A 16,369-nucleotide genomic window follows, 5' to 3' on the forward strand; every position below is an offset into this window, starting at 1 on the left:
AGGTTCGGTTCCGTCGTTCACTCGCTCGTCCGTCGGTTCACTCGCTCGCCGGCGCCACGCCGTTGCCCTCCGCTTCCGTCACCCACCTCCTCCGCCGCCCAGCACCCCGCCCGCGAGGCCGATCACCACCGGCGCCACGCCCACCGCGACGAAGGCGGGCAGGAAGCACAGCCCCACCGGCGCGGTGACCATGACGGCCGCCCGGCGGGCCCGGACCGTCGTGGCCCGTGCCCGGTCGGCGCGGGCCTGGGCGGCGAGCCGGGCGACCGGTCCGGCGGCGGGCATGCCGGACACGTCGGCACGCTCCAGCAGCCGCGCCAGGGCCGCGGCGTCCGGCAACGCGGCCAGCCCGCGCCAGGCACCGCCCGGTTCACCACCGAGCCGGACCTCCGCGGCGCCACGCGCCAGCGCGTCCCCGACCGGTCCGCCGAGGGCGTCGCCGACGGCCTGGGCCGCGACCACCGGGCCGGCCCCTGCCGCCACGCACGCCGCCAGCAGATCGGCAGCCAAGGGAAGTTGGCGGGCGGCCTCCACGGCGGTGGTCTCCTCCGCGGCCGATCCGACGGCCGGTCGTTTCGCGCGCCAACGCCACAGTGCTGCCGCCGCGGTCAGCCCCACCACGACACCGATCACGCCGCCCACCAGGGCCCATCCGGCGCCCACCGTTCCCACCAGGGGCAGCCACCTGCGCGCGGCGTCCAGTACCTCGCCGCGCCGTGGGCCGACCCGGGCCCGCTCCGGAACCATCAGCGCCGCGAGCCGCTTGCGCACCGCACGCTCCCGCCGCACAGCGCCGGCCCGGCCCACCAGCCACCCGGCGAGCAGCACCATCCCCAGAACCGTCCCCAGCCTGTGGACGACGTCCCCGTTCACGCCGCCGCCTCCGCGCCCCGCACGATCCGGGACACCCACCACACTCCGAGGCCCTCCAGCACCGCGCCGGCCAGCAGGCACCCCAGTCCCCCTCCGGTGTGCAGCAGGACGTGCAGCGGGTCGGAGCCGAGGGCGACACCGAGCAGGAGGCCCAGCACCGGCAGGCCGGCCAGCATCACCGCCGTGGCGCGGGCGCCCGCCAACTGGGCTCGCAGGTCGGCCCGCTGGTCCCGTTCGGCGCGCAGTGCGGCCTCCAGCCGCTCGAGCCCCGCCGCGAGGCCGGCACCCTGGTCGACGGCCACCCGCCAGCAGGCCGCGAGGCCACGCAGTCCGGCGGCGCCCGGTCGGTGTGCCGCCGCCGCGAGGGCGGCCGGGACGTCCCCGCCGAACCTGGCCGCCGCCAGTACCGCCGCCTGCGCGTCACCGAGTCCTCCGGAGTCGTGCACTGCGCACAGCAGTGCCTCCCCCGGCTGCCGGCCCGCCCGCACCTCGCCCGCGAGCACGCCGCACAGTGCGATGACCGCGTCCTGCCGGTGTTCCCGGCCCCGTCGATTCCGGCCGGCCAGCCGTACGCGCCGCAGCACCGGCACTCCGGCCGCTCCCGCGACGACCGGAAGCACCGAGGCGCCCAGTACGGCCAGCACCAGCCCGGCCGCCAAGGACCACCACTCGCCCCGCAGCCGACCGCGCACCTGCCGCAGCCCGTCCGTCACCCGGCTCACCGTGGGCGGCCCGGTCCCGGCCGTCCCGCCTCCCCGGAGCAGCAGGCGCGCGCGCCGTGTCCCGGTGTGCCACCCGACCGTCAGCCGGGCGCCCGCGCCCAGGCACGCCAGGGCGGCGGCCGTCGTCAGCTCACCTGTTCCCGTCATCGGTCGGCCTCCCTTCCAGGTGCCGCGCTCCGAGTCCTTCGCCGCGCAGCAGTTCCCGCAGCCGCTCCCACCCGCGCTCCGCAACGAACGCCTCCGCGCCCCACCGCAGCGCCGGGACCGTCCGCACCAGGCCCGACGGGTCCCGTTCCAGCACGTGCACTTCGGCGATGCGGCGCCGTCCCGCCCGGTCCCGCACCAGGTGCAGGACGACCGACAGGGCCGCCGCCAACTGGCTGTGCAGAGCTGCCCGGTCCAGTCCGGCGGCGGTGCCGAGTGCCTCCAGCCGGGCGGGTACGTCGGATGCGGCGTTGGCGTGCACGGTCCCGCAGCCGCCCTCGTGGCCGGTGTTCAGGGCGGCGAGCAGATGCACCACTTCGGGCCCGCGCACCTCGCCGACGACCAGCCGGTCCGGCCGCATCCGCAGGGCCTGCCGCACCAGGTCCTCCAGGCTGACCAGGCCCGCGCCCTCCTGGTTGGCGGGCCGGGTCTCCAGACGGACGACGTGCGGGTGGTCCGGCCGCAGCTCCGCCGAGTCCTCGGCGAGCACGATCCGCTCACCGGGGCCGACCAGCCCGAGCAGAGCGCTCAGCAGCGTGGTCTTGCCGCTGCCGGTGCCGCCGCTGACGAGGAAGGAGAGCCGGGCCCGCAGGAGCGCCCGCAGCACCCGGTCGCCGCCGGGGGGCACGGTGCCCGCCGCCGTCAGCTCGTCGAGCGTGAAGGCGCGCGGCCGCACCACCCGCAGCGAGAGGCATGTGCAGCCGACGGCGACCGGGGGCAGCACGGCGTGCAGCCGGGTGCCGTCGGGCAGCCGGGCGTCCACCCACGGCCGGGCGTCGTCGAGCCGGCGCCCGGCGACGGCGGCGAGGCGCTGCGCGAGCCGCCGCACCGCTCCGGCGTCCGTGAAGGCGACCGGCGTGAGCTCCAGGCCGCCGCCACGGTCCACCCAGACCCGGTCCGGGGCGGACACCAGTACGTCGGTCACGGACGGATCGGCGAGCAGCGGTTCCAACGGTCCGCTGCCGACGAGCTCCGACCGCAACTGCTCGGCGGCACCGAGGATCTCCGCGTCCCCCAGCACCCGCCCCTGCTCCCGCAGCGCCTGAGCCACGCGTGCGGGGGTCGGCTCGGCCCCGCTCTCGGCGAGCCGGCGCCGCACACCGTCGAGCAGCCCGGAGACCGGCCCCGCATCGGCCATCCCGGAACCGGCCCCTGGGACCGCCGGGGAACCGCGGCCCGGAGCCACCGCGGAAGCACGACCCGGGGCCACCGCGGGTACTCGCCCAGGAGCCACGACGGATGCGCGGCCCGGGGCTCCCGCAGACGCCTGCCCAGGGCCCACCCCAGCAACCCGGCCCGGGGCCACCGCGGACACTCGCCCAGGAGCCACCGCGGAAGCGCGGCCCGGAACCACCGCAGACGCCTGCCCAAGGTCCACCGCGGACGCACGCCCCGGGGCCACCGAAGACGCTCGCTCGACAGCCACCGCGGCAGCCGGACCCGTCGTCCTCCCGGGCGCTCGGCTCTCCGGCGGCGCTGCGGAGCCCGGACGAGCGTACGCAGTGATCCCCCGGGTACCAGCGGACGGCACCGAGACGACTCCCGTGCCGACGCCTGCCCTCGCACACGACCCGACGGCCGGCCCCGGCGACGACTCCTGACCCCCCGCCCCCGTGGCCGCCCACGCGGGCCGCCCGGACGCCCGCCGACGGCCCGCCCCTGCGGCAGGTTGCCCGGACGACACCCCACCGGCGGTGGCACGCTCAGGACCCACCCCCACGGCCACCGCACCGGTCGGCGTGCCCTCGCCCACGGCGTCGTCGTCATCCCACGCCGTCGTCATGCCGCACCGCCCGTCTCCGCCGCCAGCGCCCGCTCCCAGAACTCCCGGCAGAAGCGCGCCAGCGGCCCCCGCCCGGCGGCGCCCGGCGGCCGCTTGCCCTCGGTCGCCCGTGACAGCCCGGACTCGACGGGCACGTCACCGACCAGCGGAAGCCCGAGCAGCCGGGCCACCTCCCGGTCGTCGAGCCCCGGCGCGTACGGGCCCCGTACCGCGACCCTCAGGTCGCGCAGGACCATGCCGACCGCGGAGGCCACCCGCCCGGCCGCCGCGACGGCACGCAGTTCGGCCGGGACGACGAGGAGGCCGACGTCGATCTGGGCGAGGACCTCGGCGACCCCGTCGTCGATCCGACGGGGCAGGTCGACGACGACCGTGCCGCCCCTGCGCCGCGCAGCGGCGAGGACCGCCCGTACGGCCTGGGCCGGCACGGTGACGCAGTCCCCCCGGTCCCAGCTGAGCACGCGCAGCGAGTGCAGCTCGGGCAGCGACTCCTCCAGCGCACCCCCGCCGACCCGTCCGCGCGAGGCCGCGAACGCCGGCCACCGGAGTCCCTCGGCCGTCTCACCGCCGAGCAGGACGTCGAGGCCGCCGCCCAGCGGATCGGCGTCCACGAGCAGGCTGCGCAGACCCTGGCGTGCGGAGGTGACGGCGAGCGCGCAGGCCAGCGTGGACGCTCCGGCACCGCCCCGGCCGCCGATGACACCAACCGTGAGGGCGGGCCTGCCGACGCCCTCCGCGACGTCGGCGATGCGGTCGACCAGCCACTGTTCGCCGTCGGGCAGCATCAGGACGTGGTCGGCGCCGATCTCGACGGCCCTCTGCCAGACTCCCGGGTCGTCCTGGTCGCGGCCCACCAGCACCACGCCTCGTCTGCGGGTGGCCCCGCGTACGCGCCGGGCGGCGTCGTCACCCACCAGGACGAGCGGCGCCGCCTCCCAGCTGCCGCGCTGCCCGGATGCCGCCGGCCTCCCCGGCACCGAGTGGTGCACCTCGGGCGTGGCGCCCGCCGCCGCGCACAGGCGCAACAGGTCGTCCAGGAGTTCCGTGTCCTCGGTGACGATCAACGGGCCGCTCTGCCGCCCACCGGCGGCGGGCGGCGGATCGTGTGTGACGGTCCCGGTCATGTCTGCGTCCCCCTTCGTTCTCGTCGTGTCCTGCGTCGTCGCTTCACCGCTTCGTTGCGTTCCGCGCAACGGCGAAGCGTGTGAAGAACCGGAAGCCGGCCATATGCGTCCGGCAAAGCGGACCGGCCCTGTGAGTGGGCGCGGCCCGAACGCGTGGAATCACGGTGCAGCGATCCGCGAAATTGTGTGGATCTTGGTCGATAACTGTGGACAACTCCGCGGTTGTGAATATCGCCGTCACCCATACCGGCGGGTCCGGAGCCGCGCCCCGCTCCCGTCCCGCGCGGCTCCCGCTGAGCAGCCCGACAGCTACACACGGTAATTAAGCATGGGCATGACAACGCACTCGCCACTCACCGCCCACGTGCGCGAAACACGCCGACGGCAGAAGGGAAAACCCACCCGGACATGCGACGACCCCCGCCGGGGGGGAGAGCGGGGGTCGTCTCCACGGCCGACTCGGGGGGGGAGGAGTCGGACCGGGTTAGCACGGTCGCGAACGATCCGTGACTTCCATGGTGTACCCGAGAGCCTTCTCAGGCAAACCCACACGCCACACCTTACGCCGAATGGGCTGCGCCTATGCTCGGGGTCGTGGAAAACCACTCCTGGCCCCGTACCGCGGCCTTCTTTGACCTGGACAAGACGGTCATTGCGAAGTCGAGCACACTCACCTTCAGCAAGTCGTTCTACCAAGGCGGGCTGATCAACCGCAGGGCCGCCCTGCGTACCGCCTATGCGCAGTTCGTCTTCCTCGCCGGTGGCGCCGACCACGACCAGATGGAGCGGATGCGCAAGTACCTGTCCGCGCTCTGCCGCGGCTGGAACGTCCAGCTGGTCAAGGAGCTCGTCGCCGAGACACTGCACGACCTGATCGACCCGATCATCTACGACGAGGCCGCCTCCCTGATCGAGGAGCACCACACCGCGGGCCGAGACGTCGTCATCGTCTCCACGTCGGGCGCCGAGGTCGTCGAACCGATCGGCGAGCTCCTGGGAGCGGACCGGGTGGTGGCGACCCGCATGATCGTGGGCGAGGACGGCTGCTTCACCGGGGAGGTGGAGTACTACGCCTACGGCCCGACCAAGGCCGAGGCGATCCGCGACCTGGCGGCTTCCGAGGGGTACGACCTCGCCCGCTGCTACGCGTACAGCGACTCGGCGACCGATCTGCCGATGCTGGAGTCCGTCGGCCATCCCCACGCCGTCAACCCGGACCGGGCCCTGCGGCGCGAGGCCCTGGCGCGCGAGTGGCCGATCCTGGACTTCCACCGGCCCGTGCGGCTCAAGCAGCGGGTCCCCGGCTTCGCCGTTCCGCCGCGTCCGGCCCTCGTCGCCGCCGCCGCGATAGGCGCCGCGGCGGCCACCGCGGGCCTCGTCTGGTACGCGAGCCGGCGGCGGACGGCCGTGGCCTGATACGGACTCCCTCACCGTGTTTGAACGTGCAAGTAAAGAAGTGCGGCAAGGCCTTCCACTTGTTCCCGGCCGGGAGTACAAAGGAGTCAACGGCCCGCGAGACCAAGGACATCCGAAAGGATCACCTTAAGAACGCATTTGGCCCCACGGACCGAGCATGAACACCGGGCACCCACGCGACGTCGACCCGTCGATTACGGGCCAGCCGCACCAGGTGACGGGCAAAGTCCCGACCTGATGGGCATATATCGAGGACGCTTGGTAACTGGGTGAGCATGCCAGCGGCGGTACGAATTCTCGTACCGCCGCATTTGGTTGGGCCTCACCGGCGCCCGGTTACGCCGCTCCGCGCTGGAGCGCCTCGCACACCGCGGTCGACTCGCGCGCGCCCAGCTCCACCGCCCTGCCGCAGTGCGCGATCCAGGCGGCCATGCCCTCGGGAGTGCCGGAGACGTAGCCGTCGAGGGCCGTCAGGTAGGCCTCCCGCCCCAGCTCGGCGTGTCCGACCTCGGCCGCGCAGACCGACTTCGGATCCAGCCCGCTGCCGACCAGGACGATCCGCTCGGCCGCACGCGCGACCAGGCCGTTGTGCGAGGTGAAGGGGCGCAGGGCCAGCAGCTCGCCGTGCACGACGGCGGCGGTCACCAGCGCCGGGGCGGAACCCCCCGCGGCGACCAGCTCGGCCAGGCCGTCCAGCCGGCCGTGCGCCTCCGCGGCATCCGGCAGCGGCAGTCGGACGAGCGGCTCGTCCACCGGCTCGCCGTCCTGGCGCGGCCGTCCCACCTGGCCGGACTTGTCCGCGGCCGCCACCAGATGCAGCCGGGCCAGCACCCGCAGCGGGGACTGGCGCCAGATGGACAGCAGCTGTCCCGCCTCGGCGGTCAGCCGCAGGGCCGCTCCCACCGTGCGCGCCTCGTCGTCACCGCTGAAGTCGGTCCGCCGGCGCACCTCCTCCAGGGCCCAGTCCGCACCGGACAGCGCCGCCGAGCCCCGGGCGCCGCGCAGCGCCGCCTCGGACGTGATCTCGTTGCTGCGCCGCCGCATGATCCGGTGACCGTAGACCCGGTCCACGGCCTTGCGTACGGACTCCACGGACTCGGCCACACCGGGCAGCGATCCCAGGGCCGCGAGCGGGTCGGCGGTCGCGCCTGTCGTACTCATGGGTACGACACTACGCACCCCGGCGCCGCGCCCCACGAATGAGTGGTCTTCTTCACGCACCTCCACTTCCCCCTGCCACGTACAGCTATCGATCCACTACCCTTGGTGAACATGAAAATTGCTTTCGTCGGGAAGGGCGGCAGCGGCAAGACCACTCTGTCCTCCCTGTTCATCCGCCATCTCGCCGCCACCGGGGCACCCGTCGTCGCGATCGACGCCGACATCAACCAGCACCTGGGGGCCGCGCTGGGCCTCGACGAGGCGGAAGCGGCCGGGCTGCCCGCGATGGGCGACCACCTGCCGCTGATCAAGGACCACCTGCGCGGCACCAACCCGCGCATCGCCTCCGCCGACGAGATGATCAAGACGACGCCGCCCGGCGAGGGCTCTCGGCTGCTGCGGGTGTGCGAGGAGAACCCGGTCTACGACGCCTGCGCCCGGCCGGTGGACCTCGACGGTGACACGGTCCGCCTGATGGTCACCGGGTCCTTCACCGAGGCCGACCTGGGGGTCGCCTGCTACCACTCCAAGACCGGGGCGGTGGAGCTGTGCCTGAACCACCTGGTCGACGGCCGTGACGAATACGTCGTGGTCGACATGACGGCGGGCTCGGACTCGTTCGCCTCCGGCATGTTCACCCGCTTCGACATGACGTTCCTCGTCGCCGAGCCCACCCGGAAGGGGGTCTCCGTCTATCGCCAGTACAAGGCGTACGCCCGCGACTTCGGCGTCGCCCTGAAGGTCGTCGGCAACAAGGTGCAGGGGCAGGACGACCTCGACTTCCTGCGCGACGAGGTCGGGGACGACCTGCTGACGACCGTCGGGCACTCGGACTGGGTGCGCTCCATGGAGAAGGGCCGGCCGCCCCGGTTCGAGCTCCTGGAGGACGCCAACCACCGGGCGCTGCGGGCGTTGCGCACGGCCGCGGACGCGACGTACGCGCTGCGCGACCGGGAGCGCTACACGCGGCAGATGGTGCACTTCCACCTGAAGAACGCCCGGAGCTGGGGCGACGAGCGGACCGGGGCCGACCTCGCCGCGCAGGTCGACCCCGCCTTCGTCCTCGGCGAGGAGGCCGTCGCCCCGGCGTGACGACCACCGCGGCACGGCGGCGGCCGTCACCGGCGGCTGTCTACCGCCTGGTCGCCGGCGCGCCGGGCACGCCCTTCGGCGCCGGCGCCGGGGCGGCCGACAGGAAGGCCGCCCAGCCCTTCTCGGGGGCCCTGCCGACGTCCAGGGTGCGCAGCTTCTCCAGCGTCTGCGGGTCCTGTGCGTCCAGCCAGTCCACGAGCTGCCGGAAGGAGACACAGCGCACCTCCTCCTTGGTGCACACCTCCTCGATGACCTCCTCGACGGCCCGCATGTAGGTGCCGCCGTTCCACGACTCGAAGTGGTTCCCGATGATCAGCGGCGCGCGGTTGCCGTCGTAGGCCCGCTGGAAGCCCTGCAGCAGGCTGTCGCGCATCTGGTCGCCCCAGAACTCGCGCTTGGCGGGGTCGCCCTGGGTGGTGGTGCCCGACTGGTTGACCATGAAGTTGTAGTCCATCGTGAGCTGCTCGAAGGAGTGCCCGGGGAACGGCACGAGCTGCATCGACAGGTCCCACAGTCCGTACTTCTTCTTCGGCCAGACCTGGTTGTTCACGCCGCTGCTGTCGTACCGGAAGCCCAGCTGGCTCGCGGCCCGCATGAAGTTCTCCTGGCCCTCCAGGCAGGGGGTGCGGGCGCCGATCAGCTCCTTGTCGTAGTCGAAGGGGAGCGGTGAGGCGTCCCTCAGCCCGGTGTTGGTCTTCCAGGTCTTGACGAACTGCTTGGCCTGACTGATCTCGCTCTTCCACTCCTCGACCGACCACTCGCCGACGCCGCCCCCGGCACCGCAGAAGTGACCGTTGAAGTGGGTGCCGACCTCGTTGCCCTCCAGCCAAGCCTGGCGCAGCTGGGAGACGGTGTCGGTGATGCCCTCCTCGTCGTTGAAGCCGATGTCGGAGCGGCCCGGTGAGTGCTGCGGCGGCTGGTACAGGTCCTGCTTCTCCTTCGGCAGCATGTACACGCCGCTCAGGAAGTACGTCATGGTGGCGTCGTTCGCCTTGGCCACCTCACGGAAGTGGGAGAACAGCCGCTGGCTGTCCTCACCCGCGCCGTCCCACGAGAACACCACGAACTGCGGAGGCCTCTGCCCGGGCTTCAGGCGCTCGGGCCGCGGCAGGTGCGGCTGGGCACCGGTGTAGGCCGTGGAGCCGTCACCGATCAGCCGTACCGCGTTCTTGGGCGCCGGAGCCGCCTTTCCCTTCTCCTTCTGCGGGCCGTTCGTCCCGTGGTCGGACTGGTTGCCGTTGGAGCCGATCGCGCAGCCGGCCAACGACGCGGTGCAGATCGCGGCGATCACGGTGCGCTTGGCGAACCTGTGGGTGGCGGCCATGTTCCGCCCACCTTCTTCCTTCTCTCGGGCCAACGCCGACGAGGGCGATGTCGGGTGCTGTTCCGGGACGTGCCGTCAGCGCCGTCAAGGTGGCACGAGACCGAGAAGGAATTAATACGACAAGCCGATGAAAAGACCGATTCACTCGCCAGAGCGGGGCATTACTCCATTTGCGCGAAAAGTCTATGCCCGCCTTTTACTCTGAATTACTATTCGTTTACTGAGCGCAATCGAAAAGCGCTCAAGCGTCCCGCCGCTGTACGCCGTGCCCCACTGCCGCGAAACCGCCCCCGCCGAGCGGGGGACACCCCCTGACCGCGACCGCACAGCCCCGGAGGAGACGGGAAACATGTCAGCCTGCGTCCCCGCCCGCGCCGATTCGGCCCGGACCGAGCACGTCCACCCACCCCACAGCCCACCACCCGAGCGCCCCCGGCGGTTCCGCGTCGCGGGCGCCGACGTCTCGGCCGCGATCGCGGTCTTCCTGATCGCACTCCCCCTGTCCCTGGGAATCGCCCTCGCCACCGGCGCCCCCCTCCAGGCCGGCCTGGTCGCCGCCGCGGTGGGCGGGATCGTCGCCGGCCGGCTCGGCGGCTGTCCGCTCCAGGTCAGCGGGCCTGCGGCCGGACTCACCGTGGTCACCGCCGACCTCATCCAGCGCTACGGATGGCGTACGACCTGCGCCATCACCGTCCTCGCCGGCCTCGCCCAGCTCGGCCTGGGCTGTCTGCGCGTGGCGCGCACCGCCCTCGCCGTCAGTCCCGCCATCGTGCACGGCATGCTCGCCGGCATCGGCGTCACCATCGCCGTCGCGCAGCTGCACATCGTCCTCGGCGGCACCCCGCAGAGCGCGGTCCCCGACAACCTGCGCGCCCTGCCCGCCCAGATGGCCGACGTGCAGCCCGCCGACCTGGCGGCGAGCATCCTGACCCTGACCCTGCTGCTGCTCTGGCCCCGACTCCCCGGCCGGGCCGGTCAGTTGCTGGGCAAGGTACCCGCCGCTCTGATCGCCGTCGCCGGTGCCACCGCGGTCGCCGTCCTGGCGGGACTCCAACTACCCAAGGTCGACCTGCCCTCCTGGAGCAGCCACGCCCTGGCCACCCTGCCCGACGGCCCGGTGCTCGGCCTCGTCGCCGCCGTCCTCACCACCACGCTGGTGTGCAGCGTGCAGTCCCTGCTCGGCGCGGTCGCGGTGGACAAGCTCGTCGCCGCCCGGCCGGGCCCGACCGGCCGCGTCGGACGGTCCGACCTGGACCGCGAACTGCTCGGCCAGGGCGCCGCCAACGTCGTCTCCGGGTCACTCGGCGGCCTGCCCATCGCCGGTGTGGCCGTGCGCAGTTCCGCGAACGTCCAGGCCGGCGCCGTCAGCCGGAACTCCACGATGCTGCACGGCGCTCTCGTAGTGATCGCCGCACTGCTGATGGTCCCAGCCCTGGAGCTCATCCCGCTCGCCTCGCTCGCCGCCCTGGTCATGGCCGTCGGCCTCAAGATGGTGTCCCTCAACCACATCCGCACGGTGACCCGCCACCGTGAAGTACTGGTCTACGCGGTCACCACCTGCGGCGTGGTGTTCTTCGGCGTCCTGGAAGGCGTCGCGCTGGGCATCGCCGTGGCCGTCGGTGTCGCCCTGCACCGGCTGACCCGCACCCGCATCACGCACGTCGAGACGGAAGGAGTCCACCACGTCCACGTCCGGGGCCAGTTGACCTTCCTGGCGGTGCCACGGCTCAGCCGGGTCCTGCACCACGTGCCGCACGGTGCCGAAGCCGTCGTGGAGCTGGACGGATCGTTCATGGACCACGCGGCGTACGAGGCGCTGCAGGACTGGCAGAAGACGCACACCGCACAGGGCGGTTCCGTCGAGATCACCGGTCGCCGCCCCGGCCTCCGCATCTCCGAGCCGGCCGACACGGACGGCTGCCGCTGCCGCCCCTGGACGCCCTGGCGCAACCATCAGTGCGAACGCCCGCGGACGGCGCCCGCGCACCCGCCCGGCAGCGACCGGAAGTCCCGCACCGAGGGGACGGGGGAGACCGGTGGCACCCGCCTGACCGGCAGTACCGGGAGACCTGCGGGCTCCGCCGGGCCCGCCGGGCTCGGCGGAGCCGGCCGGTCCGGCGAGCCGGCCGGACCAAGCGGACCGACCGGGTCCGGCGGACGTGAACTGGTGCGCGGGATCGACGCGTTCCACCGCAACACCGCCCCGCTGGTGCGCGGCGAGCTGGCCCGGCTGGCGCGCGAGGGACAGCAGCCCTCCCAGCTGTTCCTCGCCTGCGCCGACTCACGGCTGGTCACGTCGATGATCACCTCAAGTGGCCCCGGCGACCTCTTCGTCGTGCGGAACGTGGGCAACCTCGTGCCGCCGCCCGGCGAGGAGAGCGGGGACGACTCGGTCGCCGCCGCGATCGAGTACGCGGTGGACGTGCTGAAGGTGCGGTCCATCACGGTGTGCGGCCACTCCGGGTGCGGGGCCATGCAGGCGTTGCTCGGCACCGGGACCGGGGAGGCGCGGACGCCGCTCGAGCGGTGGCTGCGGCACGGGGCGCCGAGCCTGCGGCGCCTGTCCGAGGACGAGGACTCCTGGACCCGGCTGGCGGGGCGGCGGCCCGCCGACGCGGCCGAGCAGCTCTGCCTGGCCAACGTGGTCCAGCAGCTCGAGCACCTGCGCGACCACGCATCGGTGTCCCGGGCACTGGGCGCCGGGGAGCTGGAGCTGCACGGCATGTACTTCCACGTGGGCGAGGCCCAGGCGTACCTGCTCGCCGAGGGGGAAGGAGCCGGACGGTTCGAGCTGGTGCGGGAGGCCGACCTGACCGCCTGAGCGTCACGACAGCCGGCGCGCGCGGGAGTGTGAGAGGCGTTACACACACTGAACCCCGCGCCGCCGGCGCCCGTGGGTACGGATGACCACTGGTCACGGAGACGGCGTCACCCCTAACAGGTCTAAACCAATTGCCCGTCGACCCTTGTCATCGGCCCCCCGGGTCTGATGAGGTGTGGCCTGGGACACAACGGACAACCCTGAGAAAGGGAGATGTCGTGAGCAATGACAGCTTGGCCAACCTCTTGAAGGAGGAGCGACGCTTCGCGCCGCCCGCTGACCTGGCCGCGAACGCCAACGTCACGGCAGAGGCGTACGAACAGGCCAAGGCTGACAGGCTCGGCTTCTGGGCCGAGCAGGCCCGCCGACTGACCTGGGCGCAGGAGCCGACCGAGACCCTGGACTGGTCGAACCCGCCGTTCGCCAAGTGGTTCAAGGACGGCACGCTCAACGTCGCGTACAACTGCGTCGACCGGCACGTGGAGGCCGGCCACGGCGACCGCGTCGCCATCCACTTCGAGGGCGAGCCCGGCGACAGCCGCGCCATCACCTACGCGCAGCTCAAGGACGAGGTTTCCAAGGCCGCCAACGCCCTGCTGGAGCTGGGTGTGCGCAAGGGCGACCGGGTCGCCGTCTACATGCCGATGATCCCGGAGACGGCGATCGCGATGCTGGCCTGCGCCCGCATCGGCGCCGCCCACTCGGTCGTCTTCGGCGGCTTCTCCTCCGACGCGCTCGCGACCCGCATCCAGGACGCCGACGCCCGCGTCGTCATCACCTCCGACGGCGGCTACCGGCGCGGCAAGCCCTCCGCGCTCAAGCCCGCCGTCGACGAGGCGGTCGAGCGCGCCGGTACCGTCGAGCACGTCCTCGTCGTCCGCCGCACCGGCCAGGACGTCGCCTGGGACGACTCCCGCGACAAGTGGTGGCACGAGACCGTCGACCGGCAGTCCGCCGAGCACACGCCGGAGGCGTTCGACGCCGAGAACCCGCTGTTCATCCTGTACACGTCCGGCACGACGGGGAAGCCCAAGGGCATCCTGCACACGTCCGGCGGCTACCTCACCCAGACGGCGTACACCCACTGGGCGGTCTTCGACCTCAAGCCGGAGACCGACGTCTACTGGTGCACCGCCGACGTCGGCTGGGTCACCGGTCACTCGTACATCGTCTACGGCCCGCTCGCCAACGGCGCGACCCAGGTGATGTACGAGGGCACCCCGGACACCCCGCACCAGGGCCGCTTCTGGGAGATCGTGCAGAAGTACGGCGTGACGATCCTCTACACCGCGCCCACCGCGATCCGGACGTTCATGAAGTGGGGCGACGACATCCCCGCGAAGTTCGACCTGGCCTCGCTGCGCGTCCTCGGCTCGGTCGGCGAGCCGATCAACCCCGAGGCGTGGATCTGGTACCGGAAGACCATCGGCGCGGACGCCACACCCGTCGTCGACACCTGGTGGCAGACCGAGACGGGCGCGATGATGATCTCGCCGCTGCCCGGCGTCACCGAGGCCAAGCCCGGGTCCGCCCAGCGCCCGCTGCCCGGCATCTCCGCCACCGTCGTCGACGACGAGGCCAACGAGGTGCCGAACGGCGGTGGCGGCTACCTGGTCCTCACCGAGCCGTGGCCGTCGATGCTGCGCACCATCTGGGGCGACGACCAGCGGTTCATCGACACCTACTGGTCGCGGTTCGAGGGCAAGTACTTCGCCGGCGACGGCGCCAAGAAGGACGACGACGGCGACATCTGGCTGCTCGGCCGCGTGGACGACGTGATGCTCGTGTCCGGGCACAACATCTCCACCACCGAGGTCGAGTCGGCCCTCGTCTCCCACCCGTCGGTCGCCGAGGCGGCCGTGGTCGGCGCGGCGGACGAGACGACCGGCCAGGCCATCGTGGCGTTCGTGATCCTGCGCGGTACGGCGGCGGAGACCGAGGACCTGGTCGCCGATCTGCGCAACCACGTCGGTGCCACCCTCGGACCGATCGCCAAGCCGAAGCGGATCCTGCCGGTGGCCGAGCTGCCCAAGACCCGCTCGGGCAAGATCATGCGCCGCCTGCTGCGCGACGTGGCGGAGAACCGGGCCCTGGGTGATGTCACCACCCTGACCGACAGCAGCGTCATGCAGCTGATCCAGGACAAGCTCCCGGCGTCGTCCAGCGACGACTGATCCGCGGGACCCTTCCGCGGCCCTTCCGCGGGACTGAATCGGCCGCCCGAGGGGCACCCGGCGAGCGATCCGCCGGGTGCCCCTCCGCATGGGCGTCCCACGGCACGAACACCCCAGCCCGTTCGCGCCGGAGCGACCCGTTAGGTACGCTAAGGAAAGCGTCAAAGTCACAAGTAGATCGTCAGGGTGCGCCGGGAAGTCTGGTCGGCACGTGTTTCGTGCTGCCCATCGACCGGAGGTCCCCCCGTGACGTCGCCCCGCACCCCCCGCAAGGCCTTCGGCCGGCTGTCGCTCCCGGAGCGGACGTACCTCACGGACGCGCTGCGCACCGAGACCGTCGGCGGGGTCCTGCTGCTCGTCGCCGCGGTCGCCGCCCTGATCTGGGCGAACATCCCGGCGCTCCACGACAGCTACGAGAGCGTCAGCCACTTCCACTTCGGCCCCGCCGCGCTCGGCCTGAACCTGTCGGTCGCGCACTGGGCGGCGGACGGGCTGCTGGCCGTCTTCTTCTTCGTCGCCGGGATCGAGCTCAAGCGCGAGCTGGTCGCGGGCGACCTCAAGGACCCGAAGGCCGCCGCGCTGCCCGTGGTGGCGGCCCTGTGCGGCATGGCCGTACCGGCGGTCGTCTACACGCTCACCAACACCGCGGGCGGCGGTTCCCTGGCCGGCTGGGCCGTGCCGACCGCCACCGACATCGCCTTCGCGCTCGCCGTGCTCGCCGTCATCGGCACGTCCCTGCCGAGCGCCCTGCGCGCCTTCCTGCTGACGCTCGCCGTCGTCGACGACCTCTTCGCCATCCTGATCATCGCCGTCTTCTTCACCGACGGCCTGAACTTCGCCGCGCTCGGTGGCGCCGCCGCCGGCCTCGCCCTCTTCTGGCTGCTGCTGCGCAAGGGCGTGCGCGGCTGGTACGTGTACGTCCCGCTCGGCCTCGTCGTCTGGGGCCTGATGTACAACAGCGGCGTCCACGCCACCATCGCCGGCGTCGCGATGGGCCTGATGCTGCGCTGCCACACCCGGGAGGGCGAGGAGCACTCCCCCGGCGAGCACATCGAGCACCTCGTGCGCCCGCTGTCGGCCGGTCTCGCCGTACCGCTGTTCGCGCTGTTCAGCGCGGGTGTGTCCCTGTCGGGCGGCGCGCTGGCCGACGTGTTCACCAGGCCGGAGACCCTCGGCGTCGTCCTCGGTCTCGTCGTCGGCAAGACGCTCGGCATCTTCGGCGGCACCTGGCTCACCGCACGCTTCACCAGGGCCTCGCTCAGCGACGACCTGGCCTGGGCCGACGTGTTCGCCGTGGCGACGCTGGCCGGCATCGGGTTCACCGTCTCGCTGCTCATCGGCGAGCTGGCCTTCGACGGCGACGCGGCCCTGACCGACGAGGTGAAGGCCGCCGTCCTGACCGGGTCGCTCATCGCGGCGACCGTGGCGACCGTGCTGCTGAAGATCCGGAACGCCAAGTACCGCCGCATGATCGAGGACGAGGAGCGCGACGACGACCTCGACGGCGTGCCGGACGTGTACGAGCAGGACGACCCGGCGTACCACCTGCGCATGGCGGCCATCCACGAGCGGAAGGCCGCCGAGCACCGGCGGCTCGCCGAGGAGAAGAAGTCGGCGCGGCTTGCCGAAGTGCCGGGCGGGGCAGGCGAGGAGGGCGACGGTCCGGCATGATCTG

The 16,369-nt window shown here is 72.7% G+C and carries 11 protein-coding genes; 5 read left to right on the plus strand and 6 right to left on the minus strand.

Annotated elements, in window-relative coordinates; genetic code table 11:
- Nucleotides 1-78: 78 nt before the first annotated feature.
- From ACFWJB_RS00470 to ssd, 4 genes are all read right to left on the minus strand, one after another.
- Nucleotides 79-873, minus strand: coding sequence for a type II secretion system F family protein (locus ACFWJB_RS00470; RefSeq protein ID WP_386919304.1), 795 nt, complete (start codon nucleotides 871-873; stop codon nucleotides 79-81).
- Entirely contained in the window at nucleotides 870-1,742 is an 873-nt protein-coding gene (locus ACFWJB_RS00475; protein WP_385461566.1) for a type II secretion system F family protein, read from the minus strand. The genes ACFWJB_RS00470 and ACFWJB_RS00475 overlap by 4 nt, the downstream gene beginning before the upstream one ends.
- The gene (locus tag ACFWJB_RS00480) at nucleotides 1,726-2,937 is read right to left on the minus strand and encodes a TadA family conjugal transfer-associated ATPase (RefSeq protein ID WP_385461563.1); all 1,212 of its coding nucleotides are present in this window, start codon (nucleotides 2,935-2,937) and stop codon (nucleotides 1,726-1,728) included. Before ACFWJB_RS00480 ends, ACFWJB_RS00475 begins: the two co-directional genes overlap by 17 nt.
- A gap of 641 nt (nucleotides 2,938-3,578) precedes the next feature.
- The gene (gene ssd / locus ACFWJB_RS00485; RefSeq protein WP_385461560.1) at nucleotides 3,579-4,706 is read right to left on the minus strand and encodes a septum site-determining protein Ssd; all 1,128 of its coding nucleotides are present in this window, start codon (nucleotides 4,704-4,706) and stop codon (nucleotides 3,579-3,581) included.
- Nucleotides 4,707-5,288: 582 nt separating this feature from the next.
- Here ssd and ACFWJB_RS00490 point away from each other — a divergent pair.
- Entirely contained in the window at nucleotides 5,289-6,122 is an 834-nt protein-coding gene (locus ACFWJB_RS00490) for an HAD family hydrolase (RefSeq protein ID WP_385461557.1), read from the plus strand.
- A 336-nt stretch (nucleotides 6,123-6,458) separates the two neighbouring features.
- On the opposite strand, the gene ACFWJB_RS00495 is transcribed toward ACFWJB_RS00490, so the two are convergent.
- Complete coding sequence (locus tag ACFWJB_RS00495; protein WP_385461554.1) at nucleotides 6,459-7,283, minus strand: oxidoreductase; 825 nt, start codon at nucleotides 7,281-7,283, stop codon at nucleotides 6,459-6,461.
- Between the two features lie 111 nt (nucleotides 7,284-7,394).
- Between ACFWJB_RS00495 and ACFWJB_RS00500 the strand changes: the two genes are divergently transcribed.
- Nucleotides 7,395-8,375, plus strand: coding sequence for an ATP-binding protein (locus ACFWJB_RS00500; RefSeq protein ID WP_385461551.1), 981 nt, complete (start codon nucleotides 7,395-7,397; stop codon nucleotides 8,373-8,375).
- A gap of 40 nt (nucleotides 8,376-8,415) precedes the next feature.
- Here ACFWJB_RS00500 and ACFWJB_RS00505 read toward each other — a convergent pair whose 3' ends face one another.
- Nucleotides 8,416-9,699 carry a hypothetical protein gene (locus ACFWJB_RS00505; protein ID WP_386919308.1) on the minus strand — a complete coding sequence of 428 codons (1,284 nt, stop codon included), beginning with the start codon at nucleotides 9,697-9,699 and terminating at the stop codon, nucleotides 8,416-8,418.
- A gap of 349 nt (nucleotides 9,700-10,048) precedes the next feature.
- Between ACFWJB_RS00505 and ACFWJB_RS00510 the strand changes: the two genes are divergently transcribed.
- From ACFWJB_RS00510 to nhaA, 3 genes are all read left to right on the plus strand, one after another.
- Nucleotides 10,049-12,520, plus strand: coding sequence for a SulP family inorganic anion transporter (locus tag ACFWJB_RS00510; protein ID WP_385461545.1), 2,472 nt, complete (start codon nucleotides 10,049-10,051; stop codon nucleotides 12,518-12,520).
- Between the two features lie 218 nt (nucleotides 12,521-12,738).
- Nucleotides 12,739-14,694: an acetate--CoA ligase gene (gene acs, locus ACFWJB_RS00515; protein WP_385461542.1), complete on the plus strand. Its 1,956-nt coding sequence runs from the start codon at nucleotides 12,739-12,741 to the stop codon at nucleotides 14,692-14,694.
- Between the two features lie 246 nt (nucleotides 14,695-14,940).
- On the plus strand, nucleotides 14,941-16,365 hold the full coding sequence (gene nhaA, locus ACFWJB_RS00520) for a Na+/H+ antiporter NhaA (RefSeq protein WP_386919311.1): 1,425 nt from the start codon (nucleotides 14,941-14,943) through the stop codon (nucleotides 16,363-16,365).
- Nucleotides 16,366-16,369 lie beyond the last annotated feature (4 nt).

Origin of the sequence: Streptomyces sp. NPDC127100 (assembly GCF_042724095.1) — a bacterium.
GTDB lineage: Bacteria > Actinomycetota > Actinomycetes > Streptomycetales > Streptomycetaceae > Streptomyces.